The sequence below is a fragment of the Vibrio japonicus genome, assembly GCF_024582835.1.
GTDB classification, from domain to species: Bacteria; Pseudomonadota; Gammaproteobacteria; order Enterobacterales; family Vibrionaceae; genus Vibrio; species Vibrio japonicus.
On the sequence record NZ_CP102096.1, the window covers coordinates 696,015 to 715,136 of the forward strand.

Annotated in this window: 17 protein-coding genes and 4 tRNA genes; 5 read left to right on the forward strand and 16 right to left on the reverse strand. The window is 44.8% G+C overall.

Features of this window, described 5'->3' with window-relative positions; translation table 11 throughout:
* Positions 1-12: 12 nt before the first annotated feature.
* Genes NP165_RS03300 through metN form a run of 3 tightly spaced genes read right to left on the reverse strand, consistent with a single transcriptional unit; the run spans position 13 to position 2,553 of the window.
* On the reverse strand, positions 13-822 hold the full coding sequence (locus NP165_RS03300) for a MetQ/NlpA family lipoprotein (RefSeq protein WP_257084918.1): 810 nt from the start codon (positions 820-822) through the stop codon (positions 13-15).
* Positions 823-851: 29 nt separating this feature from the next.
* Positions 852-1,529 carry a methionine ABC transporter permease gene (locus NP165_RS03305; protein WP_257084919.1) on the reverse strand — a complete coding sequence of 226 codons (678 nt, stop codon included), beginning with the start codon at positions 1,527-1,529 and terminating at the stop codon, positions 852-854.
* A complete protein-coding gene (gene metN, locus NP165_RS03310; RefSeq protein ID WP_257084920.1) occupies positions 1,519-2,553 on the reverse strand; it encodes a methionine ABC transporter ATP-binding protein MetN in 1,035 nt (344 codons plus the stop codon). Before metN ends, NP165_RS03305 begins: the two co-directional genes overlap by 11 nt.
* 219 nt (positions 2,554-2,772) lie before the next feature.
* On the opposite strand from metN, the gene gmhB reads away from it, so the two are divergent.
* Both gmhB and NP165_RS03320 read left to right on the forward strand, forming a co-directional pair.
* Positions 2,773-3,324, forward strand: a complete 552-nt coding sequence (gene gmhB / locus NP165_RS03315; protein ID WP_257084921.1) for a D-glycero-beta-D-manno-heptose 1,7-bisphosphate 7-phosphatase — start codon at positions 2,773-2,775, stop codon at positions 3,322-3,324.
* Between the two features lie 40 nt (positions 3,325-3,364).
* Complete coding sequence (locus NP165_RS03320; protein ID WP_257084923.1) at positions 3,365-3,694, forward strand: MliC family protein; 330 nt, start codon at positions 3,365-3,367, stop codon at positions 3,692-3,694.
* Positions 3,695-3,793: 99 nt separating this feature from the next.
* On the opposite strand, the gene NP165_RS03325 is transcribed toward NP165_RS03320, so the two are convergent.
* From NP165_RS03325 to NP165_RS03340, 4 genes are all read right to left on the reverse strand, one after another.
* Positions 3,794-3,878: transfer RNA gene (locus NP165_RS03325), tRNA-Tyr, on the reverse strand.
* Positions 3,879-3,983: 105 nt separating this feature from the next.
* A tRNA-Tyr gene (locus tag NP165_RS03330) sits at positions 3,984-4,068 on the reverse strand.
* A gap of 105 nt (positions 4,069-4,173) precedes the next feature.
* Positions 4,174-4,258: transfer RNA gene (locus tag NP165_RS03335), tRNA-Tyr, on the reverse strand.
* A 106-nt stretch (positions 4,259-4,364) separates the two neighbouring features.
* Positions 4,365-4,449 (reverse strand) — tRNA-Tyr (locus tag NP165_RS03340).
* A 288-nt stretch (positions 4,450-4,737) separates the two neighbouring features.
* Here NP165_RS03340 and NP165_RS03345 point away from each other — a divergent pair.
* Positions 4,738-5,802 (forward strand): efflux RND transporter periplasmic adaptor subunit, encoded by a 1,065-nt coding sequence (locus NP165_RS03345; protein WP_257084924.1) that lies wholly within the window; start codon positions 4,738-4,740, stop codon positions 5,800-5,802.
* Positions 5,802-8,912, forward strand: coding sequence for a vibriobactin export RND transporter permease subunit VexH (gene vexH, locus NP165_RS03350; RefSeq protein WP_257084925.1), 3,111 nt, complete (start codon positions 5,802-5,804; stop codon positions 8,910-8,912). Before NP165_RS03345 ends, vexH begins: the two co-directional genes overlap by 1 nt.
* 55 nt (positions 8,913-8,967) lie before the next feature.
* Here the strand turns inward: vexH and NP165_RS03355 are convergent, their stop codons facing one another.
* A complete protein-coding gene (locus NP165_RS03355; protein WP_257084926.1) occupies positions 8,968-9,567 on the reverse strand; it encodes a YitT family protein in 600 nt (199 codons plus the stop codon).
* A gap of 345 nt (positions 9,568-9,912) precedes the next feature.
* Between NP165_RS03355 and glyA the strand changes: the two genes are divergently transcribed.
* A complete protein-coding gene (gene glyA, locus NP165_RS03360) occupies positions 9,913-11,163 on the forward strand; it encodes a serine hydroxymethyltransferase (RefSeq protein WP_257084927.1) in 1,251 nt (416 codons plus the stop codon).
* A gap of 134 nt (positions 11,164-11,297) precedes the next feature.
* On the opposite strand, the gene NP165_RS03365 is transcribed toward glyA, so the two are convergent.
* From NP165_RS03365 to mrdA, 8 genes are all read right to left on the reverse strand, one after another.
* A complete protein-coding gene (locus tag NP165_RS03365; RefSeq protein WP_257084928.1) occupies positions 11,298-11,624 on the reverse strand; it encodes a hypothetical protein in 327 nt (108 codons plus the stop codon).
* A 130-nt stretch (positions 11,625-11,754) separates the two neighbouring features.
* Complete coding sequence (gene lipA, locus NP165_RS03370; protein WP_257084929.1) at positions 11,755-12,720, reverse strand: lipoyl synthase; 966 nt, start codon at positions 12,718-12,720, stop codon at positions 11,755-11,757.
* A 17-nt stretch (positions 12,721-12,737) separates the two neighbouring features.
* Positions 12,738-13,397, reverse strand: a complete 660-nt coding sequence (gene lipB, locus NP165_RS03375) for a lipoyl(octanoyl) transferase LipB (protein WP_257084930.1) — start codon at positions 13,395-13,397, stop codon at positions 12,738-12,740.
* A gap of 178 nt (positions 13,398-13,575) precedes the next feature.
* Positions 13,576-13,854, reverse strand: coding sequence for a DUF493 family protein YbeD (ybeD, locus tag NP165_RS03380; RefSeq protein WP_257084931.1), 279 nt, complete (start codon positions 13,852-13,854; stop codon positions 13,576-13,578).
* Between the two features lie 204 nt (positions 13,855-14,058).
* A complete protein-coding gene (locus NP165_RS03385; protein ID WP_257084932.1) occupies positions 14,059-15,237 on the reverse strand; it encodes a serine hydrolase in 1,179 nt (392 codons plus the stop codon).
* Positions 15,238-15,332: 95 nt separating this feature from the next.
* Entirely contained in the window at positions 15,333-16,115 is a 783-nt protein-coding gene (locus tag NP165_RS03390) for a septal ring lytic transglycosylase RlpA family protein (RefSeq protein ID WP_371133677.1), read from the reverse strand.
* Complete coding sequence (gene rodA / locus NP165_RS03395; RefSeq protein ID WP_257084933.1) at positions 16,115-17,236, reverse strand: rod shape-determining protein RodA; 1,122 nt, start codon at positions 17,234-17,236, stop codon at positions 16,115-16,117. Before rodA ends, NP165_RS03390 begins: the two co-directional genes overlap by 1 nt.
* Positions 17,236-19,119, reverse strand: a complete 1,884-nt coding sequence (gene mrdA, locus NP165_RS03400; RefSeq protein WP_257084934.1) for a penicillin-binding protein 2 — start codon at positions 19,117-19,119, stop codon at positions 17,236-17,238. Before mrdA ends, rodA begins: the two co-directional genes overlap by 1 nt.
* Positions 19,120-19,122 lie beyond the last annotated feature (3 nt).

The following is a 19,122-nucleotide window of genomic DNA, read 5'->3' on the forward strand; positions in this document are numbered from 1 at the left end:
CTTTAAGCTCTATTACCAACCTTTAACTACGCCACCTTTAAAGATGTCCGATGCCGCAGTGTATACTTCTTCAGTCTGGTAAGATTTAACGAAGTTCTGTACGTTTTCTGCGTTTACGTTGTTTTCACGTGCAACGATTATGTTTACATATGGAGACTCTTTATCTTCAACGAATACACCGTCTTTCTGCGGAGTTAGGTCAATAGAGCTTGCGTAAGTGGTATTGATGATAGATAGCGCTACATCGTCCAGAGAGCGTGGTAACTGCGCTGCTTCTAGTTCAACAATTGTGATGTTTTTCGGGTTTTCAACGATGTCACGTACGGTAGCCAGTAGACCTACACCTTCACGCAGTTTTAGTAGACCCTGTTGCTCTAGAAGAAGCAGAGAGCGGCCTAGGTTAGTTGGATCGTTTGGTACAGCAATACGGTCGCCTTCTTTAATTTCGTCTACTGACTTCACTTGCTTAGAGTAGCCAGCGATAGGATAAACAAACGTGTTGCCAGCGATAGTGAGTTTGTAACCACGGTCAATAACTTGCTGATCTAGGTATGGCTTATGTTGGAACGCGTTGATATCGATAGAGCCATCGTCTAGTGCTGCGTTTGGTGTTACATAATCAGTAAACGTCACTAGCTCAACATCTAGGCCGTATTTTTCTTTTGCAACTTTCGCTGCTACTTCTGCCACCTGTGCTTCAGCACCAGCCATGACGCCAACTTTGATTTTGCTGTTGTCGACTTCTTTCTCACCACAACCTGAAAGAATCAGTGCAGACGCAGCAGCCGCGATGGTTAGTAAACCTTTTAAACCGTATTTCATAACTTTCTCCTTGTAATAAATTGAATTCTTTATCTGTGATCAACGCGGCGAACCACGGCGTCACCAATAGATTGAATGATCTGTACCAATACGATGAGCATAACGACTGTTACTGCCATGATGCCAACATCATATCGGTGGAATCCGTAGCGAATAGCCACATCACCAAGGCCGCCGCCACCAACTGTTCCAGCCATTGCAGAGTAGCTGACTAATGTGACAAGGGTAATCGTCACAGAGTTAACAATGGTAGGCATCGCTTCAGGAAGCAGAACCTTAGAAATGATTTGTATAGGTGTTGCCCCCATGGATTGAGCGGCTTCCACAAGACCAGAGGGTACTTCCAGTAGTGCACCTTCAATAAGGCGAGCAACGAATGGAATTGCACCAATTGTCAGTGGGACGATGGCTGCTGTAGTACCGATAAAAGTGCCCACTAAAAGTTTTGTCACCGGAATAATAGCGACCATCAGTACTAGGAATGGAACTGAACGGCCAATGTTGACAATCGCGCCTAATGTACGGTTGAGCTTAGTATTCTCCAAAAGGCCACCTTTTTTGGTGGTATGTAGGATAACACCGAGTGGAATACCCACGGCGAAACCCACGATTCCAGCCACAGCCACCATATAGAGTGTTTCCCAAGTCGCCCCAAGAAGTAGGTTTCCGTTTAGGCTTAACCATTCTGAAACTGTATTAAAGGACATAACCTAGCACCTCTACTTTTACGTTGTGGTCACGCAGGAATTGAATAGCCGCGTTATCATCATCTTCATTACCAAATAGTTCTGCGACCATCATGCCGAACTTCACGCCGCCGGCGTAATCAAGGTCAGAACTTAAGATACTGACATCGATATCGAATTTACGGGTAATCTGGCTCATTAGCGGTGCATCAACGGTTGCGCCTGTGAACTCAAGTCGAACGAGTGGATAGCTACCCTCGACGCGCGTTTTTTGCAAACGCACTTCGTAATCTTCAGGAATCGAAAGGTCCAACGTTGAGCGAATAAATTCATGCGCAAGTTCTGTTTTTGGGTGTGCAAAGATATCGCCAACGGTCCCTTTTTCTACCAGTTCACCACCGCCAATAATCGCCACTTCATGGCATATGCTTTTCACTACATCCATTTCGTGTGTGATCAGCAAAATCGTGATGTTTAGCTTGCGGTTGATCTCTTTTAGTAGTTCAAGGATGGATTGAGTCGTTGCGGGGTCAAGTGCACTTGTCGCCTCGTCACACAGCAATACTTTAGGATCAGATGCCAGCGCACGAGCAATCGCGACACGCTGTTTTTGCCCACCACTCAGGTTTGCAGGGTAGCTTTCATGTTTGTCAGATAAGCCCACAAGGTTAAGTAGTTCTGATACTTTGGATTTTATTTCAGCCGTGGCAGTGCCAGCTAGCTCCAGTGGAAGTGCAACGTTATCGAATACAGTGCGAGATGACAGCAGGTTAAAATGCTGGAAAATCATACCGATATTGCGTCGAGTTTTACCAAGTTCCGTTTTAGAAAGCTTAGTTAGGTCTACACCATCAACGATGATAGAGCCGGAGGTTGGTGCCTCAAGCATGTTTACACATCGAATCAGTGTACTTTTTCCTGCCCCAGAAGAACCAATAACGCCAAAAATCGTTCCTTGAGCAATATGGAGGTTAATATCTTTCAGGGCGTTAATTTCCTTCGTACCCTGATAGAAGACCTTGTTGACTTGATTAATTTCAATCATCGATAAACCCGCTATAAGACTTTGGAGCAGTTGATTATTTCGAACTACATCTCATTGAGTAGATGATGCTATGGTTTTGTTGTAAATGTGTCAATAGGTATTTTTACGTCTAGACGTCTAAACGTATCTTTTTACTGAACGGAATAGTAATTAGATAGTGATGAAAGAAATAAAGCGTGCAATAATTCTCTATATAAACAGCAGATAGAGAAGCATATTTTGGCTAAACCAGCAGTCTTTTTAGATCGTGATGGCGTAATTAACGTGGATCACGGCTACGTGCATGATGAGCATGACTTTGAATATATTGATGGCGTATTCGAAGCGACGAAGAAACTGAAAGATATGGGTTATTTACTTGTATTAGTGACGAATCAGTCGGGTATCGCACGTGGTATGTTTAGTGAAGATCGTTTTTTATCTTTGACTCAGTGGATGGATTGGAATTTCGTTGACAACGGTGTTGAGTTTGATGGCTTTTACTATTGCCCTCACCATGCTGAACATGGCCAGGGTAAATATAAAGAAGATTGTGAGTGCCGTAAGCCAAAACCAGGGATGTTTATTTCTGCGCGTGACTTTTTAAAAATTGATATGGAAAAATCAGTCATGGTCGGCGACAAGGCTGAAGATCTGATGGCGGCAGAAGCGGCAGGTGTCGGAACTAAAATTTTGGTACGCACAGGTAAACCAGTCACAGAAAAAGGTGAGTCCTTGGCGTCTGTTGTGCTAGACAGTATTGCCGATGTCCCATCATATTTAGCGAAATAATGGCTAGAGGTCGCGGCCTTTTTTATTTCAGGAGTAATCAATGCATCTGAACTTTCTCACCATTGCGGTATTCGTTGTCTTAGGTACAGGGTGTGCTGGAACTCAGGACAAAACTGAATTTTTGAATTATCGCTGTGAATCTGGTGAGCAGTTCAAAGTGGCGTATTTTCCAAGTAAAGAATCCGCGACTTTACGCTTGGCGGATCAATCTTACTCGTTAGTTCAAATCCCATCGGGCTCAGGGGCGCGTTACATCTTGGACGATAAATCCGCAGAAAAGAAAGCGATAACTTTGTATACGAAAGGTGTTGAAGCACGTCTGGAACTCGGACAATCCATTTACAAAAACTGTAAAACGGGTTCGTATTAGTACAGTAACCTCTAAGTTTGCTTCTAGGCTTTTCTGAGTCTGAAATTATGTTTTGACTCAAGCGAAAAAAGCCAGCTCGATGAGCTGGCTTTCTTTATATGGTGGAGGGGGACGGATTCGAACCATCGAAGGCAGTGCCGGCAGATTTACAGTCTGCTCCCTTTGGCCACTCGGGAACCCCTCCAGGGTATTTTTTATACTTAAAAGACGTTTTCCCAACACGTTTTTCAAGTGTTTCTCATAATGTATTCAGAGGTTATTCACCTAAAGAGCATCACAAGAAGAAATATGGTGGAGGGGGACGGATTCGAACCATCGAAGGCAGTGCCGGCAGATTTACAGTCTGCTCCCTTTGGCCACTCGGGAACCCCTCCAGGGTGTTTTTATACTTAAAAGACGCTTTTCCCAACACGTTTTCCAAGTGTTTCTCACAATGTATCCAGAGGTTATTTACCTGAAGAGCATCACAAGAAGAAATATGGTGGAGGGGGACGGATTCGAACCATCGAAGGCAGTGCCGGCAGATTTACAGTCTGCTCCCTTTGGCCACTCGGGAACCCCTCCAGGGTGTTTTTTATACTTAAAAGACGTTTTTCCCAACACGTTTTCCAAGTGTTTCTCACAATGTATCCAGAGGTTATTCACCTAAAGAGCATCACAAGAAGAAATATGGTGGAGGGGGACGGATTCGAACCATCGAAGGCGGAGCCGGCAGATTTACAGTCTGCTCCCTTTGGCCACTCGGGAACCCCTCCAGGGTGTTTTCTATTCTCAGTGAAGGAATAGCTTAAGTGATGTTTTCCCAACGCATCTCTCAAGTGCGGGGCGAATCATAGCAAACTCATTTAGGCTGTAAAGATTTTTCTTGTGATTTTGAATTGAATGCTGGCTTTTTGGCCAAAGGCGACAGTAATTAGCCATAAAGCGTATTAAAACAACAGCTAAACTTACACTTTATTTCTCTCTATTTACATTCATTGACGTTATTTATTCATTTAACAGCGTACAATAGACACAATTTTTAAGACAGAATTAAAAAAACGATGAAAATTAAAATCATTCTGGGTCTTTTTTCTCTTTCTCTCATCACGGCTACGCCAGTGGTGGGGGCAGACAGAAAAGGACCACCGGCGATTGCCGTCGTCGTAGAGCAAGTCAAAATGCACCAAATTTCTCAATCGCTATCACTGGTTGGGAAATTAAAAGCCGAGCAATCTGTCATGATTTCGCCTGAAGTTGCGGGTAAAGTCGACAAAATTGCCGTTAAAGCCAATCAAGAGGTGAAAAAAGGGCAGTTACTCATTCAACTTAATGATGATAAAGCTCAAGCGTCAGTTTCAGAGGCAAAAGCATACCTGAAAGATGAACAGCGAAAGCTCAAGGAATTCTCTCGACTCGCAACACGAAATGCGATTACTCAAACTGAGATCGATGCACAGAAAGCGAGTGTCGAAATCGCTCAAGCACGCTTAAATGCGGCGAATGCGGAACTTAAGGACCTGCATATTTCAGCGCCGTTTTCTGCCACGGTTGGTTTTATTGATTTCAGCTTAGGAAAAATGGTGAGTGTAGGCTCAGACTTGTTCACCCTCGATAATCTATCTGTAATGCGACTCGACCTTCGCGTGCCTGAGCGCTATCTCCCACAGGTTTCTACCGGAATGAAAGTGCAAGCAAAAACATCGGCGTGGGGAGATCAGGTTTTCGAAGGAGAGATTGTAGGGATTGATTCCCGTATTAATGAAGAAACATTAAACCTGCGCGTGCGTATTCACTTTAATAATGATGAGCGCAAGCTCAAGCCCGGTATGTTGGTATCAGCAAATATGGAATTCCCTGCAATCGAAGCGCCTATTATTCCTGTTCAGGCGCTCGAATACTCTGGCACTAAACGATATGTATACGTTGTGGGCGACGACAGCAAGGCAACGCGCTCGGAAGTGGTATTAGGTGCTCGCGTAGATAATTTTGTAGTGATAGAAAAAGGCCTAGAGATAGGCGAGAAGATAGTCGTGCAAGGCATTGTGAATATGCGTGATGGTGCTTCAATCAAGGAGGTCGACAAAGACGGTAAGGCGGCAGATGTAAAAAAAGAGGGCAGTAACTAATGTTGTTGTCGGATGTGTCGGTAAAGCGGCCAGTTGCGGCGGTCGTACTTAGTTTGTTGTTGTGTGTTTTTGGCATTGTCTCGTTTACTAAGCTGGCTGTTCGAGAGATGCCAGATATCGAGAGCCCAGTGGTCTCAATCAGCACCCGCTACGAAGGAGCGTCTGCAACGATTATCGAAAGCCAGATAACCTCTATTTTGGAAGACCAACTCTCGGGTATTAGTGGCATTGATGAAATTTCCTCCGTTACCCGTAATAGTAGTTCTCGTATCACCATTACTTTTGAATTGGGCTATGACCTAAATGCCGGGGTAAGCGACGTACGTGATGCTGTTGCCCGAGCGCAGCGATCATTACCGGATGAAGCGGATGATCCAATTGTTTTCAAGAACAATGGATCGGGGGAGGCCTCTCTCTATATTAATTTAAGCTCCTCGGAAATGGATCGAACTCAGCTCACTGATTATGTAGAAAGAGTTTTGATGGACAGGTTTAGTCTCATTTCCGGAGTGAGTTCAGTCGATATCTCAGGCGGCTTGTACAAAGTGATGTACGTTAAGTTAAAGCCTGAACAAATGGCTGGTCGTGGTGTGATTACTTCAGATATCAGCTCGGCACTGCGAAGTGAAAACTTAGAAAGCCCGGGCGGAGAGGTGCGTAACGATCAGATAGTGATGTCGGTTCGAACGGCTCGTAGCTACAACCAAGTTGAAGATTTTCAGTACTTAGTGGTGAAACGTGCCAGCGACAATACGCCAATATACCTAAAAGATGTCGCAGATGTGTATCTTGGCGCAGAGAATGAAAGCTCTACGTTTAAAAGTGATGGTGTGGTTAATGTCAGTATGGGTATTGTTCCACAATCGGACGCGAATCCTTTAGATGTTGCGGAGCTGGTTCACCTTGAAGTCGATAAAATTCAAAAATTCTTACCGCAGGGAACTCGACTTGCGATTGACTATGACTCAACGGTATTTATCGATCGTTCTATTTCCGAAGTGTACAACACCCTGTTTATTACGGGTGGCTTAGTCATTCTGGTGCTGTACATCTTTATCGGTCAGTCTCGTGCAACGTTGATTCCAGCCGTCACCGTGCCAGTGTCTTTAATTTCCTCGTTTATGGCCGCGTACTATTTTGGATTTTCCATCAACCTTATCACTTTGATGGCACTCATCCTTTCTATCGGTTTGGTAGTGGATGATGCGATAGTGGTGGTAGAAAACATCTTCCACCACATTGAGCAAGGCGAGAGTCCTTTGTTGGCGGCCTATAAGGGGACTCGCGAAGTCGGCTTCGCAGTGGTTGCGACCACGTTGGTATTGGTCATGGTGTTCCTGCCGATCTCATTTATGGATGGTATGGTCGGCTTGTTGTTTACGGAATTCTCCGTGTTGCTCGCCATGTCGGTGATTTTCTCGTCGATTATTGCATTAACCTTAACGCCAGTACTTGGAAGCAAATTACTCAAAGCGAACGTAAAGCAGAACCGTTTTAGCCAATTTATTGAGGGGATGTTTAAGCGCTTGGAAAGTGGTTATCGGAAAGTACTGGCAAGATCTCTACAGTGGAAATGGGCCGCGCCGTTGATCATTCTCACGTGTATTGGTGGAAGCTGGGGATTGATGCAACAAGTACCTTCACAGTTAACGCCATCGGAAGACCGTGGCGTACTGTTAGCGTTCGTGCGTGGCGCTGATGCCACCAGTTATAACCGAATGTCTGCCAATATGGATTTGGTGGAAGAGCGCTTGTTGCCATTACTTGGTCAGGGCTTTCTTAAATCATTCAGCATTCAATCGCCAGCGTTTGGCGGGAATGCGGGTGACCAAACGGGCTTTGTCATTATGATCCTTGAAGACTGGAACGAACGTGAAGTGACAGCTCAGCAAGGGTTGGGAGAGGTCAGAAGAGCCCTTGCTGATATTCCGGATGTACGAGTTTTTCCTTTTATGCCGGGGTTCCGTGGTGGTTCAAGTGAGCCCGTGCAGTTCGTGCTAGGTGGCTCAGATTACCCTGAACTCAAAAAATGGGCAGAAGAGTTGGAGAACTTGGCCGAAGAATCCCCATTTATGGAAGGCGTAGATATTAACTATTCAGAAAAAACACCTGAATTGGTGGTGACGGTGGATAGACAACGCGCGGCAGAATTGGGTATCAGTATCTCAGATATTTCCGATACGCTGGAAGTGATGCTCGGTGGTAAAAGCGAAACGACATTTGTTGAGCGTGGTGAAGAATACGATGTGTATTTAAGAGGGGATGAGAACAGCTTTAATAATGCGTCAGATCTTAGCCAAATTTATCTACGTACGTCCTCTGGGGAGCTAGTCACACTGGACACAGTTACCAAAATTGAAGAGGTGGCGTCGTCGATTCGATTAGCGCACTACAATAAGCAAAAGTCCATCACCATCACGGCGAATTTGGTGGAAGGGTATACGTTGGGTGATGCGTTGGACTTCCTCGATCAAAAAGCGATAGAGCTTCTGCCAGGGGACATTTCAATCAGCTACTCAGGTGAATCGAAAGACTTCAAAGAGAACCAATCGAGCGTGTTGGTGGTGTTTGCACTCGCGTTACTGGTGGCTTATCTTGTTCTTGCTGCTCAGTTTGAGAGTTTTATCAACCCGCTGGTGGTGATGTTCACTGTGCCAATGGGCGTGTTTGGTGGATTCTTAGGACTGTTCTTAATGAATCAAGGGCTCAACGTTTATAGCCAGATAGGGATGATCATGCTGATCGGTATGGTGACCAAAAATGGCATTTTAATCGTAGAGTTTGCCAACCAGTTGCGTGACCGAGGTTTTGAGTTTGAGAAGGCTATTGTTGCTGCATCGGCCCGACGTTTACGTCCGATCATGATGACGGCATTTACGACATTAGCCGGAGCCATTCCTCTGATCATTTCAACCGGAGCAGGCTATGAAAGCCGAGTGGCTGTCGGTACGGTGATTTTCTTCGGTATGGGGTTTGCCAGCTTGGTAACCTTGTTTGTTATTCCCGCGATGTATCGCCTGATTTCCATCAATACTCAGTCACCTGGCCATGTGGAAACAGAGCTAAATAAAGAACTGAGCCATGATGTAAAAACCAGAACATCACATTAATAGCAAAGAGCCCGCTATGAAAAGCGGACTCTTTTGCTTTGACAGTGTCTTATTGTTATCCGTAGGTCACGGTATAACGAGTGGGTTTATGATTCATTGCCAGTACGACATTTAAAAGAATGGCACCTAGAATAGACAAACCTATCACTTGAGGTGAAACGAAGAAGAAAGACGCAACGAGGATACAAACATCAATAATCAATTGGGACTTTCCAACAGAGATGCCGAATTTGTCCTGAATGAATAAACACAGCACATTGAAGCCACCCAAACTCGAACGGTGTCGGAACAAAATGAGCATACCGAGCCCCATTAACAATCCGCCAGCAACCGCGCAGTAGACTTCGTTGACCGTTTCTAATGTAATCACCAAGTAAAGGTGATCGGCAAAGATGGAGACTAATGCGCCGGAAATCGCACTATTAAAAGCAAAGCGCGCTCCAAAACGTTTCCAGGCTAACAAGTAAAATGGGCAATTGGCCAAAAAATAGAGCGTACCGAATGAAGCGGACACAAATTGACTGGCTAACAGAGCAAGTCCTGTTGTACCGCCCGTCAGTAAGTTGGCTGATTGGAGGAAGTACACGCCCTGAGCGACTAAGAAGGTCCCAGTTAGAATTGCAATCCAATCTTCCTTGTGTGAGTGTTTTTCCATCAAATTGAAACTTTTAGAGTAAATAATGGCGCGAATACTATTGAAAAAATAAGGATTTCGGTAGCTTGAGAGCTAAATTTAAGGTAAACCTATGTAATTGTCGTTTTACGGGGTGTAAAGGATAAAATTGACACATCTCAACTGGATGATGTTTGAGATATGCCAATTATGACGCCTCTTGAAAATCATTATGAAAAATCTGCATGAGAAAAGTTAGAATTTTCTCTTTATGACCAAGATCAAATTATGTAGAATGCGCGCCATTAGGTTGATGCAAACGTTTGCGTCAGAATCATAAGTGGATTTTTTGCAACTTTAAGTCTTAATCTGAGTCAGGAGATACAGATGCTAAAGCGTGATATGAACATCGCGGATTACGATGCGGATCTATTCGCAGCTATCCAAGAAGAAACTCTTCGCCAGGAAGAACACATCGAACTAATCGCTTCTGAAAACTACACAAGCCCACGTGTAATGGAAGCTCAAGGTTCTCAGCTAACAAACAAATACGCTGAAGGTTACCCTGGCAAGCGCTACTACGGTGGTTGTGAGTACGTAGATAAAGTGGAATCCCTAGCGATTGAGCGTGCATGTAAACTGTTTGGCTGCGAGTATGCGAACGTTCAGCCACACTCTGGCTCTCAAGCAAACAGCGCTGTTTATATGGCTCTTCTTAACCCAGGCGACACAGTTCTAGGTATGAGCCTAGCGCACGGTGGTCACCTGACTCACGGGTCTCCTGTAAACTTCTCTGGTAAGCACTACAACGTTATCCCTTACGGTATCGATGAAGCAGGACAAATCAACTACGACGAAATGGAAGCGCTAGCGTTTGAGCACAAACCTAAGATGATCATCGGTGGTTTCTCTGCGTACTCTCAAATCGTTGATTGGAAACGCATGCGTGAAATCGCAGACAAAGTTGACGCGTACCTATTCGTCGATATGGCGCACGTTGCTGGTCTTATCGCGGCAGGTGAATACCCAACGCCAGTCCCGCACGCACACGTTGTAACAACAACGACGCACAAAACGCTAGCAGGTCCACGTGGTGGTCTTATCCTGTCTAACGCTGGCGAAGACATGTACAAGAAACTGAACTCAGCAGTTTTCCCTGGCGGTCAAGGTGGTCCTCTAATGCACGTTATCGCTGGTAAAGCAGTAGCGTTCAAAGAAGCGATGGAGCCTGAGTTCAAAGCTTATCAAGGTCGTGTTGTTAAGAATGCGAAAGCGATGGTTGCTCAGTTCCAAGAGCGTGGTTACAAAATCGTGTCTAACAGTACAGAAAACCACTTGTTCCTTGTTGATCTCATCGACAAAGACATCACAGGTAAAGATGCTGATGCGGCACTAGGTGCAGCGAACATCACTGTAAACAAGAACTCAGTACCAAACGACCCTCGTAGCCCGTTTGTTACTTCTGGTATCCGTGTAGGTACTCCAGCAATCACTCGCCGCGGTTTCACAGAAGAAGACGCAAAAGAGCTGGCAAACTGGATGTGTGACGTACTGGATAACATCGGTAACGAAGAAGTTATCGAAGCGACAAAACAGAAAGTTCTGGCTATCTGTAAGCGCCTACCAGTTTACGCATAATCTGACTGATTTGAAAAAGCGCCTTTAGTTACTGTATACAGTGGTTAAGGCGCTTTTTTATTGCCAGAGTAATACCGATAAACAAAAGGGTCGATGCAATAACATCGACCCTTTTTAAATCTACTTAACTGAGGTTACTTTGTAATGCTCAGTAACGTGCCTGATTTACACTTAAACGAGTAGTATTTACGGCTTTCACTGAATTTACCTAGACCTTCACCATCACAGTAGTCGATGTTGATATCTCGCATCGTCTCTAGTGTATCTTCGCTGTCTAGAGCAAACTTAGCGCCGTCAGCACAAGAGATACGTACGCGACCGTCATCGCTGACAGAGTACAAGTTCACTTCGGTGTTACACAGCTCAAAAGAGGCTTCGCGGAAATTGTCTTGCTGCGTGTTTGAAGAGCAACCAGCTGCGAGTGCACTCAGTGCGATAGTAATAATCCCTAGTCTTTTCATTGTTTTCCCAATTATTTTTTAGTGATAGGACTAAGCCTATAGAAGAGTCCGTTCTCATTCAAGAATGGAAATGAAAAAGGCTGACGTTATCAGTCAGCCTTACAGGTATTACTTTGGTTGCATAATGAAATTAACTAATTTCAACGCCTTGTGCTTGAAGATCTGCGTGGTATGAAGAGCGAACAAATGGACCACAGGCAGCGTGCGTAAAGCCAAGTTCAAGTGCAATTTCTTTTAGCTCGTCAAACTCTGATGGTGGAACGTAACGTTCAACCGGCAAGTGGTGACGGCTTGGCGCTAGATATTGACCCAGTGTCAGCATAGTTACGCCGTGTGCACGAAGATCTTTGAGTACTTCGACGATCTCTTCTTTCGTTTCACCAAGACCCATCATCAGACCCGATTTAGTTGGGACATTTGGGTGCTGTTCTTTGAACTTTCTTAGTAGCTCAAGTGACCACTTATAGTTTGCACCAGGGCGTGCTTTACGGTACAGGCGAGGTGCTGTTTCAAGGTTGTGGTTGAAGACATCTGGCGGATTGTCTTTCATTAGATCCAGAGCTACGTCCATACGACCGCGGAAATCAGGAACTAGGGTTTCAATCTTGATGTTCGGGTTAAGCGCTCGAATTTCGCGGTTACAGTCAGCAAAGTGCTGAGCACCACCGTCACGCAGGTCATCACGGTCTACAGAAGTAATAACCACATATTTCAGTTTCATATCTGCAATGGTTTTTGCAAGCTTCTGCGGCTCTTCTGCTTCTGGAGGAAGCGGGCGGCCGTGGGCTACATCACAGAAAGGGCAACGACGTGTACAGATAGCACCAAGGATCATAAAGGTAGCTGTGCCGTGGTTAAAACATTCTGCCAAGTTAGGGCAAGATGCTTCCTCACACACTGAGTGAAGATTGTTTTTACGCATTGCAGACTTAATGTCTTGAATGCGTTGGCTGTCAGCAGGCAGCTTGATCTTCATCCATTCTGGTTTGCGCAGGATTTCTTTTTGCTCAGTTGGCATGTTCTTTACAGGAATCAATGCCATCTTATCGGCGTCGCGGTATTTAACGCCTTTTTCCATTTGGATTGGTTTACTCATGCTTCTCTTTACTTCTCTTACTGTGTGTCGCGTAGGGGCGCTTCTGTGTTGAATTCCACTTGCTCGTAACCAAGCAAAGTAACAAGTTCGTCGACGAGAGTCTTTTCCACTTGTTCAAGATCTGTTGGTCCACCTAGTTGGCTTACCTGAACCATTTCCATTCCTGCATAGCCACATGGATTGATGCGTAGAAATGGGGTTAAATCCATATTTACGTTTAAAGCCAAACCATGGAAAGAGCAGCCTTTACGGATTCTAAGTCCTAAAGAGCAGATCTTTTTACCATCAACATAAACGCCAGGCGCATCTGGTCGTGCTGCTGACTCTATATTGAAATTCTTTAGTGTGTTGATAACGAGATTCTCGATATGAGTAACGAGGTCTCGGACACCCAACTTCTTACGACGTAAATTGATCAGGAAATAAGCAACCAACTGGCCCGGGCCATGATAAGTCACTTGGCCGCCACGGTCACTTTGTACCACGGGAATATCTCCCGTATTCAGGAGGTGCTCTGCTTTACCTGCTTGTCCCTGAGTGAATACCGGGTTGTGCTCGACAAGCCAAACCTCATCTAGGGTGTCCTCAGTACGGTTATCTGTGAAATCATGCATTGCTTGCCAAATTGGCTCGTAATCTTGTCTTCCTAGATATCTCACAACAAGCTGGTTTTGCATTCCTGATCCTACCGTCAGTTAATAAAGTTTTGGGATTATAAACTGGTTCGAGTTTTTCAACTATATACCAGTAACACATTTTTAACCCCAGCAAAACTGAAGGTTTATTATCTGGTTGATATTTAAAAAGAAAGCAGCCCTAGCTGCTTTCAAAATAAATTGAATTAATCAAATAATATTATAGAACCATGCGAACAATGTCGATATCACCCAGTTCTTTATACAATGTTTCAACTTGTACAATAGACGTTGCGGTGATGTTGATTGATACCGAGTGGTAATTGCCCTTTGCGCTTGGTTTAATCGCTGGGCTGTAATCACCTGGAGCATGGCGTTGAATAACTTCAAGTACCTTTTCTGGTAGCTCTGGTTTTGCATGGCCCATTACTTTGAAAGTAAAAGAACATGGAAACTCTAGCAGGTCTTTCAGTTTTGCATCTGAGTTAATAGTCAGCATAGGAAACTCCAAGTTGGAAAGTCGGTTTAGCAGCGCGAAATAGTACTGCTAATAACGTTAAATCTCAAGTTATCCAAACCTATCGGTTAGGAAGCAAAAAAGCCGCAGTCAGCGGCTTTTAACGAAATCCTAGGTAAGTATATGATTAGCTTGATTGGATGAATCTTAATCAATTACCAAGGGTAGATACGATAGTCGTCTGGGTTACAAAAAGCTTTTAACAAGCATGACAATGTAATCCCACAGACGGCTGAACAGGCTACCTTGTTCTACGTCTTCAAGAGCAAGAAGTGGGTATTCTGCTACATCTGAGTCTTCAAGTTGATAGTATAGTTTACCAACGACATCACCTTTCATAATTGGGGCTTTGAGCTCTTTTTCAAGTACAAAGCTTGCTTTTAGGTTCTGTGCTTGGCCACGAGGAAGTGTTACATACGTATCTTGGTCAAGACCCAGTGCTACCGTGTCTTTGTCGCCCATCCAGACTTTTTCTTCTACGAATGTTTCACCTGCCTTGTGTGGTGCAACTGTTTCAAAGAAACGGAAACCATAGCTAAGAAGTTTTTTGCTTTCAGATTTACGAGCGTTCTGGTTTTGCGTTCCCATCACGACCGCAACGAGGCGCATCTTGCCTTCAGTCGCAGAGCTGACCAAGCTGTAACCTGCGTTATTCGTGTGACCAGTTTTGATGCCGTCAACGTTCATGCTCTTGTCCCATAGCAGGCCGTTGCGGTTATATTGAGTTATACCATTGTAAGAGTATTTCTTCTCAGCGTAGATACGGTACTCGTCTGGAACGTCACGGATAAGTGCGCTACCCAGAAGTGCCATATCGTAAGGCGTCGAATACAGATTTGGGTTATCTAGGCCATGAACGTTCGCAAAATTCGTGTTTTTCATGCCGATGGTGTCAGCCCAAGCATTCATCAGGTCAACGAAAGCATCTTCAGAGCCAGCAATATGCTCAGCCATCGCAACACATGCATCGTTACCGGATTGGACGATGATGCCACGGTTTAGATCTTTCACTTTTACCGTTGTGCCGACTTCGATGAACATTTTTGAAGAATCTGGGAAGTTTTTCGCCCATGCATTCTTGCTGATGGTGACGTCATCCTCCTCAGAGATATTGCCACGCGCGAGTTCTTGACCAATGACATAGCTGGTCATCATTTTGGTTAAGCTTGCAGGAGAAAGTTGAGTGTTCATTTCTTTCTCAGCAAGAACTTTTCCTGAATGGTAATCCATCAGGACATAGCCCTTAGCTGCAATAGTTGGTGCATCTGGCACAACAATAGGTGTTGCGAAAGTCGGTGATGCGAATGTTGCGGAAAGTGCAATAGAAGACGCAATAACGGAATTAATGAGCGTTGTTTTTTTCATATTGAATTCAAGTTTATTTCTAACTGTCCATATCTTAACAGAATCAACTTTCTAAGCCACTTTCAGTTCAATGGCTTGGATGAGTAATTCTATAACTATAATGATTTAACAAAGGCACTCGAATAGCCGAGTGACTTGACGTGTTCCAGAGCTTTTTGAGTAAGCATATAGTCAGTAAATGGGCCTAGAAAAATTCGGTGTAGGTTGCCCTTTGAGTCGACATAGCTCTCAACTTTGATTTTTTGACCCAAGTCTTTTGCTAAAGTTCTCGATCTTTCTTCATGTTTTGATGACGCGACTTGAACAACATACTTTGGCAGCGCTTTCTGCTTACGTGGATCGGTAGGTTGATCGATGCTGATTACTTTGATCGATACCTTTGCAGTGCCCGTACGAAGCATATCGAGCTTGGCTGCCGCTGCATAGCTTAAATCAATAATTCGACCTTTGTGAAACGGACCACGGTCATTGACTCTTACAATCACTTTTTTCCCATTGCTAAGGTTGGTGACTTCGACGTAGCTTGGAAGTGGAAGCGTTTTGTGTGCAGCAGACATGGAGTACATGTCATACACCTCACCGTTAGAAGTCAGGTGCCCATGAAACTTTTTGCCATACCATGAAGCTCCCCCTTCTTGGGTAAAGCCTTTAGGTTCTTTTACGATATTGTAATTTTCTCCGCGCAGGTTGTAGTTTTTATTTCCACCTAGGCTATAGGGTTCGTACTGAGGGTGTGCATTCTCAATATGATCGACGGAAATCGGGCTTTCTGGCGCGACATCATCATCAATAGAATAGCGTTTCGAAGGCGAAGATGAGCAGCCCGCCAGTAATATGCCTGTACAAGCAATCGCTAAAAAGTGTTTGTTTTTCATCATTAAATTGCCTTGGAAAATGCTTTTCTGTGAGTGTGGATAGACATCAGGATGCCAAAGCCAGCCATTAGAGTCACCATCGAAGTGCCGCCATAGCTGATTAAAGGTAATGGAACGCCTACGACAGGGAGAATGCCACTTACCATACCGATATTCACGAAAACGTATACAAAGAAGCTAAGTACGATACTACCTGCCATCATACGTCCAAATGCCGTTTGTGCTTTGCTGGCGAGATATAAACCGCGACCGATAATAAACAGGTATAAACACAAAAGACCTAGAATACCGATTGTGCCCCATTCTTCGGCGATAACTGCAAAGATAAAGTCAGTATGGCGCTCTGGCAGAAACTCCAACTGAGATTGTGTTCCTTGCAACCAGCCTTTGCCAGATATTCCCCCAGAACCAATCGCGATTTTACTCTGGATGATGTGATAGCCAGCACCCAGGGGATCGGATTCGGGGTTGAACAAGGTACGTACGCGAACTTTTTGGTACTCGCGCATTAAGAAGAACCAGAGTATCGGTAAGAATGCGCCCAAAGCACATGCGGCACCGAAAATGATTTTCCAACTGATACCGGACAGGAAAATAACAAAAATACCTGAAGCTGCAATCAGAATGGAGGTGCCTAAGTCTGGTTGCTTAGCGATAAGAATCGTAGGCACAAACACCATCACCAAAGACATGACAAGAGTCTGAAATGACGGTGGTAGTGAACGCTTACCTATGTATCGAGCAACCATGAGGGGGACTGCAAGTTTTAATAGTTCCGACGGCTGAAAACGGACAAAACCAAGGTTCAACCATCGCTGTGCACCTTTAGACGATTCGCCAAAGAAAAGTACGCCAAGAAGCAGCAATACACCGACAAAAAACAGAAGCGGTGCAAGGGATTCATACGTCCTTGGTGACACTTGAGCGAGCAACAACATGATTCCAAGTGACAATCCCATTCGTATCGCTTGGCGATCCATCATTTCTAGGTTCTGTCCACTGGCGCTATACATCACGACTAGCCCGAAGCCCATCAGCACCAAAATACCGAGTAACAGTGGCAGATCGAGGTGAAAGCGTTCAAAAAGGGCACGGTTTTCCCCAGTTGCTGGATTTAAATCCATTAGTTTTCAACCTCTTTCTTATCTAGTATTACATGATCGAAAATATTTCGTACTACAGGCCCGCCTTGTGATGAACCACCCCCCGCGTTTTCTAAAACCATAGTGACAATAAGTTTGGGGTGATCGATAGGTGCAAAACCAGTAAATAACGCATGGTCGCGTAGATGTTCTGCAATTTCGTCAGCGTTATATTCTTCATTTTCACCTAGGCCAAACACCTGAGCAGTACCTGATTTACCAGCGCTCATATACTCCATGTTGACAAAAGCGCGTCTCGCGGTGCCTTTTTTTCCGTGGTTGACTAGGCGCATGCCCTCTACAGCAAGATCCCAGTAACGATCCGGAACACCAGTAATGGGTGGGTACGTTTCCACATTTGTCAGTTTCTGACTATCAAACTTCTGGCCGTTTTCAATCGTCGAGCGCAGTAAGTGCGGTGCCATGACTTCGCCACGGTGGACTAATACGGACGTCGCTTTTGCGATTTGCATTGGTGTGGCAGTCCAATAACCTTGCCCGATGCCGACTGGAATCGTATCGCCCTGATACCAAGGTGTACGGTGTCTGCCCATTTTCCAATCGCGCGTTGGCATGTTGGCCTGACTTTCTTCGTGAATATCAATGCCGGTGTAATCGCCAAAGCCAAACATCATCATCCAGCGGGAAATTCTATCAATGCCCATATCGTAAGCGATTTGATAGAAGAAGGTATCGACAGACTCTTCAATTGACTTAACAATGTCGACCTTCCCATGTCCCCAACGTCGCCAGTCGCGAAACGGTTTGGTTTTCGAGTTTGGAATCCTCCAAAAGCCCGGGTCGTTTCGAGTGGTGTTAGGGGTGATCACGCCTTCTTGTAAAGCGGCAACCGCTATAAATGGCTTAATGGTTGATGCGGGTGGATAAATACCTAACGTTGCTCTGTTAACCAGAGGGCGGTTCTTATCATTAAGCAATGAACTGTACGCTTTGCCAGAAATACCATGGACAAACGGGTTTGGATCGTAGCTAGGGCTGGATACCATGGCGAGGACACCATTGTCTTCCGGATCAAGCACAACCACACTACCGCGTCTGTCGTCCAATAGTTGATGGACGTAGAGTTGTAAATTGATATCGAGATTTAGAACGATGTCTTTTCCCGGAATGGGTGGAACATATTTCAGTGTTCGTATGACTCGGCCATGGCTGTTGACCTCGACTTCTTGATAACCTGCAGTGCCGTGGAGCATATCTTCATAGTAACGCTCTATACCCAATTTTCCGATATCTCGAGTGGCTTGATAATTGGGGTATTTTTCTTCTCTAATTAAACGTTCTACGTCACGGTCATTGATGCGAGACACATAACCGATAACGTGAGTGAGCACTTCGCTATAAGGGTAATGTCGTTTTAAAGAGGCGTTGACCGATACACCGGGGAACTTATGTTGATTAACCGAAAACTTCGCTACTTGCTCTTGAGTTAGCTGGTTTAATAGCGGTACAGACTTAAAACGTCGGGTATGCTTACGCTCTTTATTAAACCGTTCAATATGCTCTGGGGTAATGGGCAGCACTTTTTGTAGACGAGCGATAGTCTCGTCCATGTTGTCTATTTTCTCAGGCGTTATCTCTAGGCTGAATACCGGGCGGTTTTCAGCGAGTAATACTCCGTTTCGGTCGTAAATTAAGCCACGGTTTGGCGCAAGGGGTACGACCTTAATACGGTTATCATTGGAGCGAGTTTTGTAGTCCTGATACTGATTGACCTGGATGTTGTAGAGGTTCGTAACCAAGATTCCCATCATGGCTACGATGCCAATGAAAGCGACAATAGCACGATTCTGAAATAGTCGGGCTTCTTCTTGATAGTCCCGAATACGGGAACGCTTCCTTAACATGGA

Excerpts from the sequence above, each read along its gene's own strand:
- NP165_RS03300 (WP_257084918.1), bottom strand. The coding sequence starts at position 822 with ATGAAATACGGTTTAAAAGGTTTACTAACCATCGCGGCTGCTGCGTCT.
- NP165_RS03305 (WP_257084919.1), bottom strand. The coding sequence starts at position 1,529 with ATGTCCTTTAATACAGTTTCAGAATGGTTAAGCCTAAACGGAAACCTA.
- metN (WP_257084920.1), bottom strand. The coding sequence starts at position 2,553 with ATGATTGAAATTAATCAAGTCAACAAGGTCTTCTATCAGGGTACGAAG.
- NP165_RS03320 (WP_257084923.1), top strand. The coding sequence starts at position 3,365 with ATGCATCTGAACTTTCTCACCATTGCGGTATTCGTTGTCTTAGGTACA.
- NP165_RS03345 (WP_257084924.1), top strand. The coding sequence starts at position 4,738 with ATGAAAATTAAAATCATTCTGGGTCTTTTTTCTCTTTCTCTCATCACG.
- vexH (WP_257084925.1), top strand. The coding sequence starts at position 5,802 with ATGTTGTTGTCGGATGTGTCGGTAAAGCGGCCAGTTGCGGCGGTCGTA.
- NP165_RS03355 (WP_257084926.1), bottom strand. The coding sequence starts at position 9,567 with ATGGAAAAACACTCACACAAGGAAGATTGGATTGCAATTCTAACTGGG.
- glyA (WP_257084927.1), top strand. The coding sequence starts at position 9,913 with ATGCTAAAGCGTGATATGAACATCGCGGATTACGATGCGGATCTATTC.
- NP165_RS03365 (WP_257084928.1), bottom strand. The coding sequence starts at position 11,624 with ATGAAAAGACTAGGGATTATTACTATCGCACTGAGTGCACTCGCAGCT.
- lipA (WP_257084929.1), bottom strand. The coding sequence starts at position 12,720 with ATGAGTAAACCAATCCAAATGGAAAAAGGCGTTAAATACCGCGACGCC.
- lipB (WP_257084930.1), bottom strand. The coding sequence starts at position 13,397 with ATGCAAAACCAGCTTGTTGTGAGATATCTAGGAAGACAAGATTACGAG.
- ybeD (WP_257084931.1), bottom strand. The coding sequence starts at position 13,854 with ATGCTGACTATTAACTCAGATGCAAAACTGAAAGACCTGCTAGAGTTT.
- NP165_RS03385 (WP_257084932.1), bottom strand. The coding sequence starts at position 15,237 with ATGAAAAAAACAACGCTCATTAATTCCGTTATTGCGTCTTCTATTGCA.
- NP165_RS03390 (WP_371133677.1), bottom strand. The coding sequence starts at position 16,115 with ATGATGAAAAACAAACACTTTTTAGCGATTGCTTGTACAGGCATATTA.
- rodA (WP_257084933.1), bottom strand. The coding sequence starts at position 17,236 with ATGGATTTAAATCCAGCAACTGGGGAAAACCGTGCCCTTTTTGAACGC.
- mrdA (WP_257084934.1), bottom strand. The coding sequence starts at position 19,119 with ATGTTAAGGAAGCGTTCCCGTATTCGGGACTATCAAGAAGAAGCCCGA.